Origin of the sequence: Limnobaculum parvum, from assembly GCF_003096015.2 — a bacterium.
In the GTDB taxonomy this organism is placed as follows: Bacteria; Pseudomonadota; Gammaproteobacteria; order Enterobacterales; family Enterobacteriaceae; genus Limnobaculum; species Limnobaculum parvum.
Genome location: NZ_CP029185.2, coordinates 2,947,044 through 2,963,960, shown reverse-complemented (window position 1 = coordinate 2,963,960; position 16,917 = coordinate 2,947,044). Strand labels below are relative to the sequence as shown.

At 45.1% G+C, this 16,917-nt stretch carries 15 protein-coding genes and 2 pseudogenes; 9 read left to right on the top strand and 8 right to left on the bottom strand.

Annotation, left to right across the window (positions count from 1 at the left end):
- Positions 1 to 60: 60 nt before the first annotated feature.
- Both HYN51_RS12445 and HYN51_RS16710 read right to left on the bottom strand, forming a co-directional pair.
- Complete coding sequence (locus tag HYN51_RS12445; protein WP_108900320.1) at positions 61 to 507, bottom strand: helix-turn-helix domain-containing protein; 447 nt, start codon at positions 505 to 507, stop codon at positions 61 to 63.
- A gap of 41 nt (positions 508 to 548) precedes the next feature.
- The gene (locus HYN51_RS16710) at positions 549 to 683 is read right to left on the bottom strand and encodes a hypothetical protein (protein WP_268993521.1); all 135 of its coding nucleotides are present in this window, start codon (positions 681 to 683) and stop codon (positions 549 to 551) included.
- A 465-nt stretch (positions 684 to 1,148) separates the two neighbouring features.
- On the opposite strand from HYN51_RS16710, the gene HYN51_RS12440 reads away from it, so the two are divergent.
- The 5 genes and pseudogenes from HYN51_RS12440 to HYN51_RS12420 all read left to right on the top strand — a co-directional run bounded on the left by HYN51_RS12440 (position 1,149) and on the right by HYN51_RS12420 (position 5,792).
- Positions 1,149 to 1,427 carry an efflux RND transporter permease subunit gene (locus HYN51_RS12440; RefSeq protein WP_108900319.1) on the top strand — a complete coding sequence of 93 codons (279 nt, stop codon included), beginning with the start codon at positions 1,149 to 1,151 and terminating at the stop codon, positions 1,425 to 1,427.
- A pseudogene (locus HYN51_RS12435) lies at positions 1,327 to 1,966 on the top strand (efflux RND transporter permease subunit); the annotation flags it as partial. The gene HYN51_RS12440 and the pseudogene HYN51_RS12435, both read left to right, overlap by 101 nt.
- Before the next feature lie 283 nt (positions 1,967 to 2,249).
- On the top strand, positions 2,250 to 3,206 hold the full coding sequence (locus HYN51_RS12430; protein ID WP_108900318.1) for a YbgA family protein: 957 nt from the start codon (positions 2,250 to 2,252) through the stop codon (positions 3,204 to 3,206).
- 12 nt (positions 3,207 to 3,218) lie between these two features.
- The gene (gene phrB, locus HYN51_RS12425; RefSeq protein ID WP_108900317.1) at positions 3,219 to 4,646 is read left to right on the top strand and encodes a deoxyribodipyrimidine photo-lyase; all 1,428 of its coding nucleotides are present in this window, start codon (positions 3,219 to 3,221) and stop codon (positions 4,644 to 4,646) included.
- Between the two features lie 291 nt (positions 4,647 to 4,937).
- Positions 4,938 to 5,792, top strand: coding sequence for an AraC family transcriptional regulator (locus tag HYN51_RS12420; RefSeq protein WP_108900316.1), 855 nt, complete (start codon positions 4,938 to 4,940; stop codon positions 5,790 to 5,792).
- A 7-nt stretch (positions 5,793 to 5,799) separates the two neighbouring features.
- On the opposite strand, the gene HYN51_RS12415 is transcribed toward HYN51_RS12420, so the two are convergent.
- The 5 genes from HYN51_RS12415 to HYN51_RS12395 all read right to left on the bottom strand — a co-directional run bounded on the left by HYN51_RS12415 (position 5,800) and on the right by HYN51_RS12395 (position 10,810).
- Positions 5,800 to 6,144, bottom strand: coding sequence for a PTS fructose-like transporter subunit IIB (locus tag HYN51_RS12415; RefSeq protein WP_108900315.1), 345 nt, complete (start codon positions 6,142 to 6,144; stop codon positions 5,800 to 5,802).
- A gap of 23 nt (positions 6,145 to 6,167) precedes the next feature.
- Entirely contained in the window at positions 6,168 to 7,058 is an 891-nt protein-coding gene (locus HYN51_RS12410; protein ID WP_108900314.1) for a [formate-C-acetyltransferase]-activating enzyme, read from the bottom strand.
- Complete coding sequence (locus HYN51_RS12405) at positions 7,024 to 9,321, bottom strand: formate C-acetyltransferase (RefSeq protein WP_108900313.1); 2,298 nt, start codon at positions 9,319 to 9,321, stop codon at positions 7,024 to 7,026. The genes HYN51_RS12410 and HYN51_RS12405 overlap by 35 nt, the downstream gene beginning before the upstream one ends.
- Positions 9,322 to 9,382: 61 nt before the next feature.
- Positions 9,383 to 9,703, bottom strand: coding sequence for a PTS fructose-like transporter subunit IIB (locus HYN51_RS12400; RefSeq protein WP_108900312.1), 321 nt, complete (start codon positions 9,701 to 9,703; stop codon positions 9,383 to 9,385).
- 24 nt (positions 9,704 to 9,727) lie between these two features.
- Positions 9,728 to 10,810 carry a PTS fructose transporter subunit EIIC gene (locus HYN51_RS12395; protein ID WP_108900311.1) on the bottom strand — a complete coding sequence of 361 codons (1,083 nt, stop codon included), beginning with the start codon at positions 10,808 to 10,810 and terminating at the stop codon, positions 9,728 to 9,730.
- A gap of 314 nt (positions 10,811 to 11,124) precedes the next feature.
- On the opposite strand from HYN51_RS12395, the gene ptsP reads away from it, so the two are divergent.
- The 3 genes from ptsP to HYN51_RS12380 all read left to right on the top strand — a co-directional run bounded on the left by ptsP (position 11,125) and on the right by HYN51_RS12380 (position 15,535).
- Positions 11,125 to 13,626 carry a phosphoenolpyruvate--protein phosphotransferase gene (ptsP, locus tag HYN51_RS12390; protein ID WP_108900310.1) on the top strand — a complete coding sequence of 834 codons (2,502 nt, stop codon included), beginning with the start codon at positions 11,125 to 11,127 and terminating at the stop codon, positions 13,624 to 13,626.
- A 21-nt stretch (positions 13,627 to 13,647) separates the two neighbouring features.
- Positions 13,648 to 14,310, top strand: a complete 663-nt coding sequence (fsa, locus tag HYN51_RS12385; RefSeq protein WP_108900309.1) for a fructose-6-phosphate aldolase — start codon at positions 13,648 to 13,650, stop codon at positions 14,308 to 14,310.
- Positions 14,311 to 14,437: 127 nt separating this feature from the next.
- Positions 14,438 to 15,535 (top strand): glycerol dehydrogenase, encoded by a 1,098-nt coding sequence (locus HYN51_RS12380; RefSeq protein WP_108900308.1) that lies wholly within the window; start codon positions 14,438 to 14,440, stop codon positions 15,533 to 15,535.
- 105 nt (positions 15,536 to 15,640) lie between these two features.
- On the opposite strand, the gene HYN51_RS12375 is transcribed toward HYN51_RS12380, so the two are convergent.
- A complete protein-coding gene (locus HYN51_RS12375) occupies positions 15,641 to 15,823 on the bottom strand; it encodes a hypothetical protein (protein ID WP_108900307.1) in 183 nt (60 codons plus the stop codon).
- Between the two features lie 878 nt (positions 15,824 to 16,701).
- Between HYN51_RS12375 and HYN51_RS12370 the strand changes: the two are divergent.
- Positions 16,702 to 16,838, top strand: a pseudogene (locus tag HYN51_RS12370) (integrase core domain-containing protein); the annotation flags it as partial.
- Between the last annotated feature and the right edge of the window lie 79 nt (positions 16,839 to 16,917).

Here is a 16,917-nt window from a genome sequence, read left to right as displayed (position 1 = left end):
TTATTTGTCTCAAATAATTTTCCTTCTTTTTTATATCCGCTTAACTAGTGATATTTAACATCAATATCGTAGGGGCATTTTGTTGATTTTAATCAGATGGCCTTTATCCAGCTCAATGTAATTTCCTATCTTTAATTGCGATAGCATTTTCATCACACCACTACGAGACAATCTCGTATGGTCCTGAATATATTGAACGGCCGTAGTATTGCTTCTGATTTCATCGGGTTCCTGAAGAAGATTAATCAGTTGGTTACGGGTGATTTCATAAGCGCTGAGTGCGGCTATCTTGGTGTTGTATTCATGCAGGCGTAGTATAATAAACGACTGAAAAATCGATAAATACTCCCACAAATTTTTGCTCTCGATGATTTGAGTTGCTTTGGCTGTGGGCAGGGTAGCGATAGTCGTAGCGGTTTTAGTGGTGAAGAAAAAATCCTCTGATCCTGGAATAAGGTTGCAGCTTAATCCTAAAATCGTTGGTGAATTTGCCGAGTATAAGATCATACCATCCTGAACTCTATACAGTTGTATGTAGCCATCCAGAATCAGGTAGCATTGCTCATGACAGCAAAATTTTTATGTGGCGGAATAATTTGTTGATGAGAATGTGGGAGTAATTCATCGATTAATTTTTGAATAGCATCTATGGGCTTATGTATGCTACTTAATGGAAAATCCATTCTCGCACTCCATTCGAGTATGTTTAATTTTTTATTTGAGATATCTCATTGAATATTTCCGCAAGCGGTTATTCTGGGAGTTTAAACATTCTGTTATAGGTTTTTCAACCATGTTCAATATCTTTATTTAGATGTTATTTAGGCTGGGTTTTATGAAAAAGGTTACATGTTGGACTATAATAATCAAAGAGAGAATATAGGCCGGGTGCGTTGTTTCCATGTCCGCCAACCCGTTATCATCGTGTTGGAATGAAATTATTTCAAATTATATTTAGTCCATCATTGGACTTTAAATTTAGGCCTAATTTAAATTTATTTTCTGCTAATTCAAACACTGATTTATTTTTTAATATTCGCTGTAGGATTAATTTCTGCAAAAATGCCTCTTATAATATCAAGTGTTTATTGTTGTAATACATAAAACACTCTGATGTGGCAGAACTACAGCCTTTTTCCCCTGAAGGGATGAAGACGGTTTACCCCTACGACACGACACCATTCGTTAAGATATCTATTTTTGAGGTAGTGAAAACGCTATTTGAAGCCATCGTTCTGGTATTTCTGGTGATGTATATCTTCTTACAGAACATTAGAGCGACGCTTATTCCCACCATTGCCGTGCCGGTGGTTTTATTAGGTACTTTCCCTAGAGATTCAGGGCGAAGCCTCGGAAGGGAAAAGTACCGGGGAAGCCATGACGTTAATGGAAGATCTGGCGGAAAAATTGCCTGCGGGCATTGGTGACGAGTGGACGGGAATGTCCTATCAGGAACGTCTTTCCGGTAATCAGGCTCCTGCGTTTTATGTAATATCGCTGGCGATCGTTTTCTTATGCTTGGCCGCACTGAATGAAAGCTGGTCAATACCAATATCAGTCATGCTGGTGGTTTCTCTCGGGGTCGTTGGTGCGTTGTTGGCGGCAACCATGCGGGGGTTAAACAATGACGTTTACTTCTAGGTTGGGTTGCTGACGACTATCGGCTTGTCGGCTAAAAATGCCATCCTGATGGTGGCGTCGCCAAGAATTTGATGGAGAAAGAGGGGAAATATCTCATTCAGGCCACCCTTGAAGCGGTAAGAATGCGTTTAAGGCCGATACTAATGACATCACTGGCCTCTATTTTGGGGGTATCACCTCTGGTCGTGAGCCACGGTGCGGGTTCGGGTGCACAAAATGCCGTAGGTACTGGCGTAATGGGGGAATGATTACCGCGACCCTGTTGGCTATTTTCTTGGTACCGGTTTTCTTTGTGGTGGTTCGACGTCGATTTTCGAAAAAATAACGGCTGAAAGCATTAGCTGTAAGCCATGAGAGAAGGGAGGGGACAAGACCCTCCTTTCGCTTTATATTTAATTATTAACAAATTGATGTTTATATCTTTATTCAGCGGCTTGGCGGCAACAGTTACCTTGATACTCAGACGATGATTGGGATTCAGTATCGTGTTTGATTCCCTCGGTCACTGTTGCTAATAACAGCCTAGCCAGAGGCCCTGCATGTGTTAACTCACTGCGGGGTTTCGCTTTTTTAGCTACTCTTAATGTAATAACGATTAAGGAGCGGCTATGAGCGAGAAAATCCCAGTTGGTATTAGCGCCTGTCTGTTAGGGGAAGCCGTTCGTTTCGACGGTGGGCATAAGCGATTTACGTTTGCGGTGGAGGAATTGACACCCTGGGTGCGGTTTGAACCAGTTTGCCCAGAAATGGCTATTGGCCTGCCGGTACCGCGTCCGGCGTTGCGTCTGGTTAAACAGGACGATGGTCAAATTGCTCTGCGCTATAGCGATAAGCGACAAGGGGATTTAACCGCCGATATGCATGCGTTTTCGCTAAAGCGCACTGCGCAATTCGCCCATTTATGTGGCTATATCGTTTGTGCCAAATCACCAAGCTGCGGGATGGAACGCGTGCGGGTGTATGAACCCGACGAAAACAATAGCCGCAAGGCCGGGCGTGGTATCTATACTGGTATTCTGATGAACGCTATGCCGTGGCTGCCGGTAGAAGAGGATGGACGATTGCATGATCCGCATATCCGTGAGAATTTTGTTGAACGTATTTATGCCCTGCATGAATTGAATCAACTACGCCAGCAGGGCCTGACTCGCGGCGCACTGATGGCCTATCATAGCCGTTACAAGCTGCTGCTACTGGCGCACTCTCAGCCAGACTATCGCGAGTTGGGGCGTTTTGTGGCCGCTATGCATGAATGGTCGCAATTGGAGGATTTTTTTGTGGAATACCGCCAACGTCTGATGGATCTTCTTTCACATCAGGCGACTCGCCGCAATCATACTAACGTTTTGATGCATGTTCAGGGTTATTTTCGCCCTCATCTTAACCCCCGTCAGCGCCATGAACTGACTTCGTTGATTGAACGTTATCGTCAGGGTACCCAGCCGTTGCTTGCGCCTGTGACGTTACTCAAACACTATATGTCTGAATTTCCGGACGCTTATCTGGCGGGACAGCGCTACTTTGATCTTTGGCCAGAAGCGTTACGCTTACGCTACGGACATTAATCTAGGATAAATATGGCCTCTCATCTGGTCTGGTTTCGCGCAGATTTGCGTGTACATGATAATTTGGCTCTCGCCGCCGCTTGTCGCTCTAGCGAGGTGGAGGTACTGGCATTGTTTATTGCGCCAGTGAAACAGTGGCAGCAACATTCAATGGCTCCGCGTCAGGCGGCGTTTCTGTTGAGTCAACTTAATGCTCTGCAACAGTCGCTGGCAAAGAGAGGCATTCCGTTTATCGTTAAGCCGGTAGACGACTTTGCCGCCAGTATCGATGCGGTGCGTGAGGTCTGTGAAACGCATAAGGTGACGGCGCTGTTTTACAACTATCAGTATGAGTTCAACGAGCGACAGCGTGATGCCGCCGTTGAGAAAGCGCTAAGTCATATCACCTGCCAGGGTTTTGACGATAGTGTCATGCTGGCACCGGGTAGTGTCATGACCGGTAATCATGAAATGTATAAGGTCTTCACTCCGTTTAAGAGAGCCTTTTTACGTCGATTGCGTGAAGAACTACCCGAATGTGTTAATCCACCAGGAGTACGGACGAAAGCGCTGCCCGATAAGCTTGAGCCAATTACGTTGGATTACCCACAGCAACCGTTCGATACGGATTTGTTTGCTGTCGATGAGAAGAGTGCATTGGTCAGACTACAGCAATTTTGTCAGGACAACGTGGAGCACTACGACACGCAGCGAGATTTTCCAGCCATTGATGGTACCAGCCGACTTTCTGCCTGCTTGGCATTGGGGGTATTGTCGCCACGCCAGTGTTTGCAGGCTCTGTTGAAAGCGCATCCAGATGCTCTGGAGGGAAAAATAGGTGCAGTCTGGCTCAGTGAATTGATTTGGCGAGAGTTTTACCGTCATCTGATAACTTATCATCCGAACTTATGTAAGCACCGCCCCTTTCTAGGTTGGACTGATAATGTGCAATGGAGCAACGATCGTGCAGCATTGGTGGCTTGGCAGCAGGGAAATACCGGTTTTCCCATCGTTGACGCGGCGATGCGCCAACTGAATCAAACGGGCTGGATGCATAACCGATTGCGGATGATCGTCGCCAGTTTTTTAGTGAAAGATCTGCTGATCGATTGGCGGGAAGGGGAACGTTACTTTATGTCGCAGCTTATTGATGGCGATTTGGCCGCCAATAACGGCGGCTGGCAATGGGCGGCATCAACCGGCACCGATGCTGCGCCTTACTTCCGCATCTTCAATCCTACCACGCAGGGGGAAAGATTTGACAGCCAAGGGGTGTTTATCCGGCAATGGTTACCGGCACTGGTCGATGTTCCAACAGAAGCGATTCATTCACCGTGGACTTGGGCGGATAAAGAACAGATAACGCTCGACTACCCACGCCCGATAGTCGATCACAAACAGGCCCGCAACGAAACGCTGGCGGCTTATGACGCCGCAAGAAAATTATTATTGGCGCAGTAGTCGTTCCTTTCGTTAGGCCCGACGAGCTGCTTTTAGGTTTAGGGGCTAAACCATCAGGCTTTGTTAGTCATATTTATCAACCGGATAATCAAACAGATCATTCTTCGTCATAAAAAACGAGGAAGAGGAATGCTATTTTTTATGCAAAATGAACAGGAGAGACGCTTCTATCTTTAAAATAGCGCAGAGACCTAGAATAAAACGGTTTTTACATCATAAATTGACCAAGATTCAAGAAGTTAAACATTGAACTGATATAATTTTCACTCATTCTCTATTAATGAGTTCATTATGCTTATTGAACCGATGTCCCTTTTGACAAATTTAGTATCGGAACCACAAAGTATTTGTCATATCTATTTTGCGGATAATCAGCAAGCCGCCCCCGATCTTGCACATCAGGTGAGTTTTCCTCGTTTGGAATTGGTTATTGAAGGCTCTCTGACGATGTCGTGGCCTGGAAGTAGCGAACTGACGATGAAGGGGGGCGATGTGCTATTTATTCCCGGTGGGGGATGGAACTATCCCGTCTGGCAACAGCCGGTGAAAACATTAAGCATTTTGTTCGGTAAACAACAGATTGGTTTTAGTATTTTGTATTGGGATGGCAAAACATTTCATAACCAAAATAAGCAAAATGTACTACGCAGAGGGCCAAGAGTGGGATCATTTTTACTTCAGGCACTGAATGAATTAGTTTGGAATCAGCGAGAACAAAGTACCGCGCAATTTATCGTAAAAAGTTTATTTAGTCATTGTATCGATTTATTGAAAAGTCAGGTACAAACGGCATCCCGTAGTCAGGCACTTTTTGATGTGATACGAGATCATATTGATACCTTTTATCAAGAGCCGCTTACGCGAGAGTCGGTCGCTCAGGCATTTTATATATCACCCAATTACTTATCCCATTTATTTCGTAAAGCGGGTGGAATTGGATTTAATGAATACCTGAATTATAGCCGATTGGAACAGGCTAAATGCTTGCTTAAGGGTTACGATATGAAAGTAAAAGAGGTCGCCCATGCCTGTGGATTTGTTGATAGCAACTATTTTTGTCGACTATTTCGCAAGGCAACAGAACGGTCACCATCAGAATATCGACGTCAATATCATAGTCAGCTAACGGATAAAGCCATTAATTAACAAGTGCTTAACTAACATTAATGCGCGTCGACTGAGGCGATGTCGTTGCCTTTCTGATGGCGGTTAGCGTTTTTTCGGGATGACATAGAAAAAGATGAATGCTGGAATGGACATAGCGGCAATGACTAAAGCGCTCGCTGCCTTCGATATCAATATCCGTTATTAATAGCACTACGTCAGCTTGTTTAATATCCTCATCAGTTAAAGGATGTTCAATACCCAGCGCACCTTGAGTTTCAATTTTCACTTGCCATTTTTCCTGTTGGCATAGCTTTTCTAATCGTTCTGCAGCCATATAAGTATGGGCTACCCCGCTAACGCATGCGGTTACTGCGACGAGTTTAATTGCCATCGATAGACTCCTTTATCTAATTATTATCCACCTATCGTTACAATATACCCCGCTTGCTCTGCCATCAGGTAAAATTCTTTTACTTCTTGTTCTGTGGGAGCGGGGACATCACGCATCGTATACTCCCGATTTAGTAGCCGGTATTTAGCTTCACCATATTGATGAAAAGGTAATAGGTGTATTTCTTTTAACGAAAAGGGTGCTAGAAAGTTAAGAATGGCCTGAAAGTTATTTTTATTAAACGTGTAGCCAGGAATCAGAGGAATACGTGGAATCACCGTAATGTTTTCTTTTATTAATAATGCAAAATTGCTCAGCACTCTAGGCAGCCTTAAATTAAGCGCTGCTTTTGATTGCTGAATATCCATTATTTTTAGATCGAACAATACCTGATCGCATTGCTTTGCCAATAGCAATAAAAAACCTGCAGGAGCATCACCGGCTGTTTCTATAGCAGTATTAATACCAAGGCGTTTGAGGTGGTTAAGAAACCGAGTGGCAAAGGCAGATTGCATTAATACTTCACCACCCGATAAGGTTACCCCTCCACCCGAGGAACGAAAGAATATTTCATCTTTCAACACTTCCTTCACGAGTTCATCAAAAGAAATATTTTGCCCTATATGTTCCATTGCCGTAGCGGGGCACTCCCGAACATTATTCAGACAGGGGGTGCAATGAAGACATTTTGTCTCCCGACGGACGGTGTGAATGGCGGAAGAGATAGATTCCGGATTCGCGCACCACGGACACGTATGGGGGCAACCTTTAAAAAAGACGACGGTACGAATTCCGCCGCCATCATTTAAAGAATAACGCTGAATGTTGAAGATCCGGGCAACCTCCCCGGATCTTTGACTATCCAGATCCGCAAGCGACTTACAGTTGATGCGCGGTGCGTCGGATAATGTCATCCTGAATCTCCTTCGATAACTCAACAAAGAAGGCGCTATAGCCTGCAACGCGAACTACCAGACCTGCGTAGTCCTGAGGACGTGATTGCGCGGCACGCAATGTATCCGCATTGACTACGTTAAATTGAATGTGCTGCAACTTAAGTTTGGTAAAGGCTCCTAAGAAATCTGCTAATTTATTCAGGCCAGCCTGACCTTCTAAAGTGGACGGTGTGAATTTCACGTTTAGCAATGTGCCGTTAGACAGAAGATAATTATCCAGCTTACTGACTGATTTAAGTACCGCTGTTGGCCCTTGGCTATCCTGACCAAGCATTGGGGATAGCCCCCCATCGGCCAGTTGTTCTCCGGCAAATCGACCATCCGGTGTTGCACCAACAACAGCACCAAGTGGAACATGGGCGGAAACCGTATAAGAACCCGGCGTAAACTGTCCGCCACGGGGATTACTATAGGTTTCTACTTCTTTACAATAAAAACGCAGTAATTCGGCACTAATATTATCCACTTCATCGATATCATTACCGTATTTTTCAAAGCGGTTAATCAGACGAGCCCGTACTTTTTCACCTTCGGCGGTGGCAAAGTTATTCTTCAATGTGGCAAGCAGTTCATCAAAACTCATCCGTTGCTGATCAAACACTATGCCTTTTAGTGCATGAAGCGAGTCGCTTAAATTGGCAATACCAATACCCTGAACGCCGGAAAAATTGTAACGAGCGCCGCCGTCAGTGATGTCTTTTCCATTTTGCAAACAGTCGTGGATAAATGAAGAAAGTAATGGGACAGGCGCCCAGTCGCGGTGCCCAATGTCACAAATATTGCTACCTTCCACCATGAGTTTGACGTAATAACATATTTTATTGCGGATTTGTTGTAGTAATTCCGCATAGGAAAGGGATTCATTCCCCTCATTTTCAAGCAAAACAATTTCCATGACTTTTAACAAATTAAACATCGCAATGTCATGAAGTCCGTATGTCTTACCCGGAATGGATAATTCCACGCAGCCAACAACTGAGTAATCTCTGGCATCTTCCAGTGATACACCCCGGTTAAGGAAGGCGGGAACAATAACCTCATCGTTGAATATCTGTGGGATACCGGTACCGAGACGAATAGTTTCGGCTGTTTTCAGTAAGAATGGACGGTCAATGAATTCATTCACCCGAACCCCTAAATTGGGCTGCGGTAAACAGATATTCTGGTAGGCGTCTAAACACAGGGAAGAGAGAACGTTTACGGCACTGCGTCCGGCCTCATTTAATCCACCTAATAAAATGGTGTATCCCGTTGGAAAACCAGCAAAATAACGGGCGCTGGACGTCGATCTCAGCAAGACAATGTCATTACATTTGATCCATAACGATTCCAGTAATTCTTTCAGATATTCCGCATCCTCACCCTGATTGAGTGAAGCTTGATAAAACGGCAGCATATATTGGTCAAAACGACCAAGGGATAACGAACTGGCATTAGATTCGTACTGCAAAATAACATTCATGTACCAGAATAACTGGCAGGCTTCATAGAAACTTTGTGGACGCTGGCTAGCCATATCATGGGATATGCGTGATATGGTTAATAGTTCCTGACGGCGAGCGGCATTGCTACAGGTTAAAGCCATCTCTTCAGCGAGTCGGCTATAGCGTAAAATGTGGCGCTGAGAGGCCTCTAATAGCAATAAAGTGGCCTGATAAAAATGATTCTGTGGCTCTTGAGCGCATAAGGCTCGGAGTTCCTGAACTAAATGTTCAAGGCCATTATCCAACAGACGAGGATAATCAATAATAATATGACCCTGACCTTTATCTGTCTGGTTAACGCTAAATATTTGGGTTTTAACTGCAGACTTCACTTCTTCAGTCATTTGGCTGTTAATAAAGTCTTTCATGGAGCGTTTTTCCCAGTAAGGGAGTAATTGCTCACGGTAAGTTTTTTTATCTTCTTCCGAAATGTTAAAGCGGTCTTGTGGTCGGGTAGAAAACTGATCTAATTCCTGAAGTAGCCAATAGGGATCCATCTCAGGAGACATTATGCCTGCACGTGGTTTTATTGTTCGGTTACCTGCAATTAACTCATCTTCACGAATAGAAATCTCAACGTTATCTAAAATATAAGCGGTGGCTTTAGCCCGACGAATGATCGTTGGCTCACCTTCAGTCTGTTGGTGGCTGGTGGTATAAAGCAAAGCGCGTTCTAACGAGATTTCGCGAGGATTAGCAAATAAAGCAGTTTTTAAACGTTCAATACGAGTAGTCATAAAGGCTCCGAGCTGATACAGAGGTAAAAAATCGCAGCGTTACACTGCGATTTTTATCGGGTTAAGCGGCTTGTGTTAAGTGGGCGCTAATTTTTTCCAGAATCGTATCTGCGCGTTTTACCGCATCGCTAATATTTACCCGGACGATGGTTTTTCCTTGGAATCTCTCTTCATGCTTAATACCAATATCTTTGGTTAAAATAACGATGCTAGCAGCGGAGATATCGTCGGGAGTTAATTCATTCTCAATGCCAATTGACCCCTGAGTTTCGACTTTACATTCCCATCCTTTTGCCTTTGCGGCACGTTCCAGCGCTTCGGCAGCCATATAGGTGTGAGCAACACCAGAAGGGCAAGCGGTTACAGCAATAATTTTGGTCATGATCTTTTCTCTCAATAAGTTCAATTAATTAATCTCAAAATCCAGGTCGAGATCGTCTTCTTTTTCATTCGTTTTTGGTACCTGATTTTTTGCAGCAATACTTTTCAGCAGATTAACGCTAATGGCCGTGACAACCATGCCGACCAGTAACGCCGCCAGATAGGCCAGTTTGCCTTCAACGACAGGTAACACGATGACGCCGCCCCATCCTGCATAGCACTGGGCACCCAAAACGGCAGCGGTAACAGTGCCACAGACGGTACCAAACATAATGGAAGGGATAACTCGCAGAGGGTCTGCCGCGGCAAAAGGTATGGCCCCTTCGGTTACGCCAACACAGCCCATTAATAGTGATGCTTTACCGGCTTCGCGCTCTTCCGCCGTGTAGTATTTGCGACCGATGAGCGTCGCAAGCCCCATGCCGGTTGCCGGTGTGGCTATACCCACCGCCGCAATGGCGACAACGGTATACACGCCCTGAGCAACGCAGATAAGCATAAATGCATAAGCCACTTTGTTTACCGGCCCGCCCATATCAAAAGCCAGCATCAGCCCCATAATGATGGCAAGTACGATAATGCTTCCCTGCTGCATACCCTGAAGCCAAGTGGTTAAGGCATTAGTCAGAATGCCAATAGGCTCACCTAGCCCCCACATCATGATTCCGGCCGTTAACATGGTTCCGATAACGGGGATAACGAAGATAGGCATAACGGAACGTAATATTTTAGGTACCGCTATTTTTTTGAGGTAAAAAACGAGAATGCCACCGATTAGCCCGGCAATAATGGCACCAAAGAAACCGGCACCATATGAATTACCGACCCATGCTCCGATGGCACAAGGTGCCAGCGCCGAACGGTCAGCAATGGAGTAACCAATATAAGCTGCCAGAAATGGCACCATTAAGGTTAAACCGGCGACACCGATATCAAATAATTTTTTTAAATTGGGATCGGTAAGGGCATCGGGTACCGCGCCTTTGCCGTATAGCATGATAGAAATTGCAAGTAAGACGCCTCCCGAGACCACGAAAGGTATCATATGCGATACACCCGTCATTAAGTGCTGACGCGTATGTTTTAGTATCTGAACCAACTCCTTCATTACGAACTCCTGTCCCGTAAGGGGTTACCTGAGTATGGATTGAGCATCACAATAAGGAATTCATTACCGCTCAGACAGGAGAGAAAAATGCCATTTACTGGATTTTTGTAAGTCACATCTCAAAATGCGATCCGCCTCAAAATTCTTTACCAAACTCAGAAGTCATGGTCTCTCAGGTTGTTTGTGAGCGGTATCTCATTTTTCTCAGCAGGCTACATTTATCCAGTTTTTGGCAGTTTTATCTTATAGTCGCCGCTATAGGCATACTTTTATCCTGTTAACCAATAACAGACTTTGGTTCAGGAGAAGGTGTGATGCCGCAAATTGTGAAGTTTTGTTGTGAATTGCCAAATGGTGTACATGCTCGCCCCGCGAGTCTCGTCGAAGCATTATGTAATCAGTTTTCTGCTCATATTGAATGGTATAACTTGCGGACCGATCGTCGCGGCGATGCCAAAAGTGCGTTAGCCATCATCGGTACGGATACGTTGATGGGAGACGAATGCCATATTTCAATTTTGGGGAGCGATTCTCAGACGGCATTTGATCGTTTATCCGCGTTTATTACCCAAGAGTTCCCACATTGTGATGCGCCTTTGCAAAAGGTCGATGCTGATGAAGTTGTGGAATTACCGGCCTCATTGACGAATTTACATCCCCATATTATTCGTGCCCGGCCAGTAAGTAGCGGTATTGCACAAGGGGCACTGACTCATTTGGTGGCGTTTAATTTCGCCCAGCCAGGAGAGCTGCCTAAGATCGGCGATGTGAAAGCCGAGCAAAAATTATTAGATAATGGTTTGAATAATTTACTGAAATTAATAAATATTCAACTGTTAGAAAACAGTGGTACAACGACGGCGGTGCTGGAGGCCCATCGTTCTCTGGTTACCGATGTGTCTTTACGTCATGAGATTAATCAAAACATCTTATCGGGCACCGGCTGCGCGCAAGCCATCATTAATGGGGCTAACCATTTTTGTCAGCAATTTGCTAACTCTTCAAGTGACTATCTTCGGGAGCGGGCGTTGGATGTGCGTGATGTTTGTTTCCAATTGCTACAACAAATCTACGGTACCGCTCGATTCCCATCACAAGGGCAGTTGGAGCATGACAGCATTTGCATGGCCGATGAGCTTACCCCCAGCCAATTTCTTGAACTGGATAAAAAACGACTTAAAGGATTATTACTCAGCAGTGGAGGAAGCACTTCTCATACGGTCATTCTAGCTCGTTCGTTTAATATTCCTACCTTGGTCGGCGTTGATGCCAGTCAGTTAGCGCCTTATTTAAAGCAGCAGGTACAAATAGATGGCGATCTCGGGCTGGTGGTGGTGGAACTGACCGAGCCGGTAAAACGTTATTACCGACAAGAAGCGGCGGTTCAACAACGTATCAGAGAACAGCAGCAAGCCTATTTTGACCTGCCGGGGTGCAGCGCAGATGGTATTCGTCTGGAAATTGCGGCAAATATTGCCCATTCTGTTGAAGCCGCGCCCGCTTTTGCTAATGGTGCTGAAGGGATCGGTCTGTTTCGTACAGAAATGCTGTATATGGATCGTTCTCATGCGCCATCAGAAGAAGAACTTTATAATATTTACTGTCAGGCATTAGAACATGCCAATGGGCGCAGTATTATTGTTCGCACCATGGATATTGGCGGTGATAAACCGGTGGAATATCTGAAAATCCCTGCGGAAAATAACCCATTTCTTGGCTATCGTGCCGTCCGTATTTATCAGGAATTTTTATCTCTTTTTCATACACAGCTACGATCAATTTTACGGGCGTCCGCTCATGGCTCACTAAAAATAATGATCCCCATGATTTCCTCTATGGAAGAGATTTTGTGGGTAAAGGATCAATTAGCTGAAGTGAAACAAAAACTGCGTTCAGAACAAATTCCTTTTAATGAAAAGATACCGTTTGGCATTATGCTGGAAGTGCCCTCGGTGATGTTCATCATCGATCAGTGCTGTGAGGAAATTGATTTCTTTAGCATTGGAAGTAATGACCTGACTCAGTATTTATTAGCGGTGGATCGTGACAACGCGAAAGTGACTAAACATTACAATAGTCTTAATCCTGCCTTTTTACGCGCTTTGGATTATGCGGTTCAAATGGTTCATCGTCAGGGGAAATGGATTGGATTATGCGGTGAATTAGGGGCTAAAGGATCGGTTCTTCCACTGTTAGTTGGCATGGGGCTGGATGAACTGAGTATGAGCGCGCCGTCCATACCGGCAACCAAAGCACGGTTAGCACAGCTGGACACGAAAGAATGTCGTCAGCTATTAAATAAAGCGATGAACTGTAGGACCTCTTTAGAGGTGGAGCATTTGCTGGCTCAATTTAGAATGACACAGCAAGACGCTCCGCTTATCAACGAGGGATGCATCTCTATTCGCAACGACTGGCAGAGCAAAGAGGAAGTTATCAAAGGAATGACCGATAACTTACTGCTGACGGGGCGCTGTCGTTATCCTCGCAAATTAGAAGCGGATGTATGGGCCCGTGAAGCGGTATTTGCCACCAGCTTGGGTTTTGGATTCGCCATTCCACATACCAAATCTGAACATATCGAACAATCAACCATCAGCGTTGCTCGCCTGCCTAAGGCGGTGGTGTGGGGCGATGAAGATGTGCAGTTCGTGATTATGCTAACCCTTAATAAACATGCAGCAGGGGACCAGCATATGCGGATTTTCTCACGTCTGGCACGCCGCATTATGCATGAAGAATTCCGCGCATCTCTGATGAATGCCAAAGAGGCAAACGAGATTGTGACCTTATTAACACGCGAACTTGAACTTTAATCTTTAACAGAGGAAACCCACATGGAGCTTTATTTAGATACTGCGGATATTGCTGAAGTTAAGCGCTTGGCACGTATATATCCGGTACAAGGGGTAACCACCAATCCCAGTATCATTGCAAAAGGAGGGGTACCCGTATGGGAAGTTCTCACTCAGTTACGAGCCGCATTGGGACAAGGTAGCACATTGTTTGCTCAGGTGATGGCGCGTACTGCTGATGAAATGGTTGCCGAAGCACAGCAATTGTCAGAGTACTCACCCGGTATCGTGGTTAAGGTTCCGGTCACCATGGAAGGTTTGGCGGCGATTAAGCAATTAAACACTTTAGGTATTCCAACATTAGGAACCGCGGTATACAGCGCAGCGCAGGGGCTGTTAGCGGCATTAGCGGGTGCTATTTATGTCGCACCTTATGTTAATAGGGTTGATGCTCAGGGAGGGGATGGAATACAGACGGTACGTGAACTTCAAACCCTGCTGCAGCTCCATGCTCCTCATGCAAAAGTATTGGCCGCCAGCTTTAAAACACCGCGTCAGGCACTTGATTGTATGTTAATTGGGTGCGGAGCTATCACATTACCACTGGATGTTGTACAGCAGTTCCTTGCTGCGCCTGCCGTAGACGCGGCGATAGACAAATTTGAGCAAGATTGGCTTGGTGCGTTTAGTTCACTTTCTCTCTGATTGTGTGAGTATCAAAAAGTATCGATCTCTCAATTAGGTAATAGGGCTATAGTCATAAAACTGTTTTTAACCATGAAACGATGATGACTGAGCCACCAGAATACATTGATGTAAATGGAGCCGAATCATGAGTAAATTTGTTTTCTCTTCACCGCGGAAATATGTTCAGGGTATGGGGGTAATGAAAGAGCTGGGCGACTATGTTGCCGAGCTTGGACAAAACGCGTTTTTAGTGGCTGATGACATTGTCTGGGGGCTGATCGGCGATGATGTTAAATCCTCTTTAGGCTCTGCAAAAATCACCTTCCACTATGAACGTTTTAACGGTGAGTCTTCCGGTAATGAAATTCGTCGACTTGCCGATTTAGCCCGTAAAGCGGGAACGGAGCTGGTTGTCGGTTTGGGTGGCGGAAAAACGCTGGATACGGTAAAAGCCGTTGCCGATGAACTGAAGCAGCCGGTAGTCATTGTTCCAACCGTTGCATCAACAGATGCACCGTGCAGCGCATTATCGGTTATTTATACCGATGACGGCGTGTTTGATAGCTACCGTTTCTATACTAAAAACCCGGATCTGGTACTGGTTGATACAGGCGTGTGCGTTCAGGCTCCGGTTCGTTTGTTTGCCTCGGGTATTGCCGATGGTTTAGCGACTTACGCTGAGGCGCTTGCGGTTAAACGCTCTCATGCCAAATCAATGGTGGGTGGCGATCCTACCGTTGCCGCAATGGCGATTGCCGAGGCCTGTGAAAAAACATTGTTAACTTATGGCTACAGCGCTTATCTGTCGGTTGCCAAAAAAGTCGTTACGCCAGCGGTTGAGGCCGTTGTTGAGGCATGTACATTACTGTCGGGTCTGGGTTTTGAAAATGCCGGGTTGGCGGGTGCTCATGCGATACACAATGGTTTTACGGCTATTCAGGGTGATATTCATCATTTAAGTCATGGTGAAAAAGTGGCTTATGGCACGCTGACCCATATGGTGTTAGAGCAGCGTTCTGATGAGGAAATTGCGAAATACGTCCGCTTCTATCGCTCAATCAAAATGCCAACCACGCTCAAAGATCTTCATCTTGAAAATGAAAGTTGGGACAATTTGGTTAAAGTCGGCACACTGGCTAACAGCGATGGCGATACCTTAAAGAATCTTAATCCTAATTTAACCGGTGAAGATGTGGCGAACGCCATACTGGCAGTTGATGCGTTTAGTCATAGCCTGATTTAGAAACCGGCCTGTTGGTATTTTTAGCTAAAACCTTCGGGGCAACGTAAAGCGTAGTCCCGAAGGGTAAGTGCTTCCTCTGATTGGCGCTATTTACTCGCCGAACAATCAAACAGATCCTTCTGCGTTATAAAGCGCATGGAACAGGGATTCCATCTTCTCATGCAGAATAAACTGCAATGACTCTTTTACCGGTGCTTCACTGATTTTGATTACCGCAGTGGCCAGGGCGAGGCATTGTTCTGCCAGCTCCAGCGGATCGCCTGGGGTTGAGTCGATAAGATTAAGCATGAGAGAACCCTCCCATTTTCAGGCAACCTGCTGAAACAGAGGATCGTTTTTCCGATCCGGATCTGAATTTTGATCGCGGGTAATGTATAAATTGGGGGCGAGTTTGGGTATGCTTCACGACAGCCATGATGTTACCTCTTATAACTTTGTGGTCAGAGACCCCGTTAGTGTTACCGCACTGCGGGGTTTCGCTTTTTTAATTACCCGCAACGCGGCGGGTAATCACCACACGGTATATTTGTACAGTGAACGGGTCAATGGAGGAGGGAAGGGATATTTGGAATTGTCGCGGTGGATCGCAAAAGTTTGAAAATGGGTGATACCAATGGTGCCTATGCGGAAGGAAAAGGTCATTAGATTATTAGCACCATAACGGAGTATGACGCTGGCATATACATTGAGTTTTCGGGTACCACCAAACCAACCTGCATTTAATCATCAAACAGAAACACATGTTTTGGAATCATTTAACTGGCTATCAGTTTGTCAGTTCTAATGATGAATCCGACAAGAATACTGACTGTATCCATTTCGTTTTTATCTATATCAATGGCCTGAAATTAGGTTATCTCATTGAATAAAATAACTTTATAACTATTTTTTTGTGTGTTAATTATGCTGTTTTAACTACAGAAGCTGGACTCATATGCAGTGCGATCTAACCCGTTAATGTATTTACAGGGAGAGGGTATGAAGACGATGGTCAGGTTGGACTCTGGTGAGTGGTTTTATTATGAGGAATGATTAAGGTGAGCATTAGTGAGCAACTAGGCTTACCACGCCGTTGATGTGTATTACTTGGTAAATAAAAACTGTAAAGGTAGAGTCGATGCTCTACGGTCGGATAGAAGGAAATTAGTATTATTTACTGCGTAATTGAAGTACGGGAGATCACAGATCGCTGGCTGAATGAATATAACAGTGAGCGACCTCATGAATCCCTGAATAGCCTGACACCGGAAGAATACCGGTTGACGGCTAAAAACCGGAAATCTCAAAAAGTACGTGGTACTAAAATGGGTGCACTTACAATACCTGAAAAACAGATTTAGACAAATTAATACCAATGACTTTGCTCGTGTTCATGATGTTGT

What these genes read in the sequence shown, in the direction of transcription:
- HYN51_RS12380 (WP_108900308.1), top strand. Translation starts at nt 14,438, where the DNA reads ATGAGTAAATTTGTTTTCTCTTCACCGCGGAAATATGTTCAGGGTATG.
- ptsP (WP_108900310.1), top strand. Translation starts at nt 11,125, where the DNA reads ATGCCGCAAATTGTGAAGTTTTGTTGTGAATTGCCAAATGGTGTACAT.
- HYN51_RS12415 (WP_108900315.1), bottom strand. Translation starts at nt 6,144, where the DNA reads ATGGCAATTAAACTCGTCGCAGTAACCGCATGCGTTAGCGGGGTAGCC.
- phrB (WP_108900317.1), top strand. Translation starts at nt 3,219, where the DNA reads ATGGCCTCTCATCTGGTCTGGTTTCGCGCAGATTTGCGTGTACATGAT.
- HYN51_RS12375 (WP_108900307.1), bottom strand. Translation starts at nt 15,823, where the DNA reads ATGCTTAATCTTATCGACTCAACCCCAGGCGATCCGCTGGAGCTGGCA.
- HYN51_RS12420 (WP_108900316.1), top strand. Translation starts at nt 4,938, where the DNA reads ATGCTTATTGAACCGATGTCCCTTTTGACAAATTTAGTATCGGAACCA.
- HYN51_RS12445 (WP_108900320.1), bottom strand. Translation starts at nt 507, where the DNA reads ATGATCTTATACTCGGCAAATTCACCAACGATTTTAGGATTAAGCTGC.
- fsa (WP_108900309.1), top strand. Translation starts at nt 13,648, where the DNA reads ATGGAGCTTTATTTAGATACTGCGGATATTGCTGAAGTTAAGCGCTTG.
- HYN51_RS16710 (WP_268993521.1), bottom strand. Translation starts at nt 683, where the DNA reads ATGGATTTTCCATTAAGTAGCATACATAAGCCCATAGATGCTATTCAA.
- HYN51_RS12395 (WP_108900311.1), bottom strand. Translation starts at nt 10,810, where the DNA reads ATGAAGGAGTTGGTTCAGATACTAAAACATACGCGTCAGCACTTAATG.
- HYN51_RS12410 (WP_108900314.1), bottom strand. Translation starts at nt 7,058, where the DNA reads ATGACATTATCCGACGCACCGCGCATCAACTGTAAGTCGCTTGCGGAT.
- HYN51_RS12430 (WP_108900318.1), top strand. Translation starts at nt 2,250, where the DNA reads ATGAGCGAGAAAATCCCAGTTGGTATTAGCGCCTGTCTGTTAGGGGAA.
- HYN51_RS12405 (WP_108900313.1), bottom strand. Translation starts at nt 9,321, where the DNA reads ATGACTACTCGTATTGAACGTTTAAAAACTGCTTTATTTGCTAATCCT.
- HYN51_RS12400 (WP_108900312.1), bottom strand. Translation starts at nt 9,703, where the DNA reads ATGACCAAAATTATTGCTGTAACCGCTTGCCCTTCTGGTGTTGCTCAC.
- HYN51_RS12440 (WP_108900319.1), top strand. Translation starts at nt 1,149, where the DNA reads ATGAAGACGGTTTACCCCTACGACACGACACCATTCGTTAAGATATCT.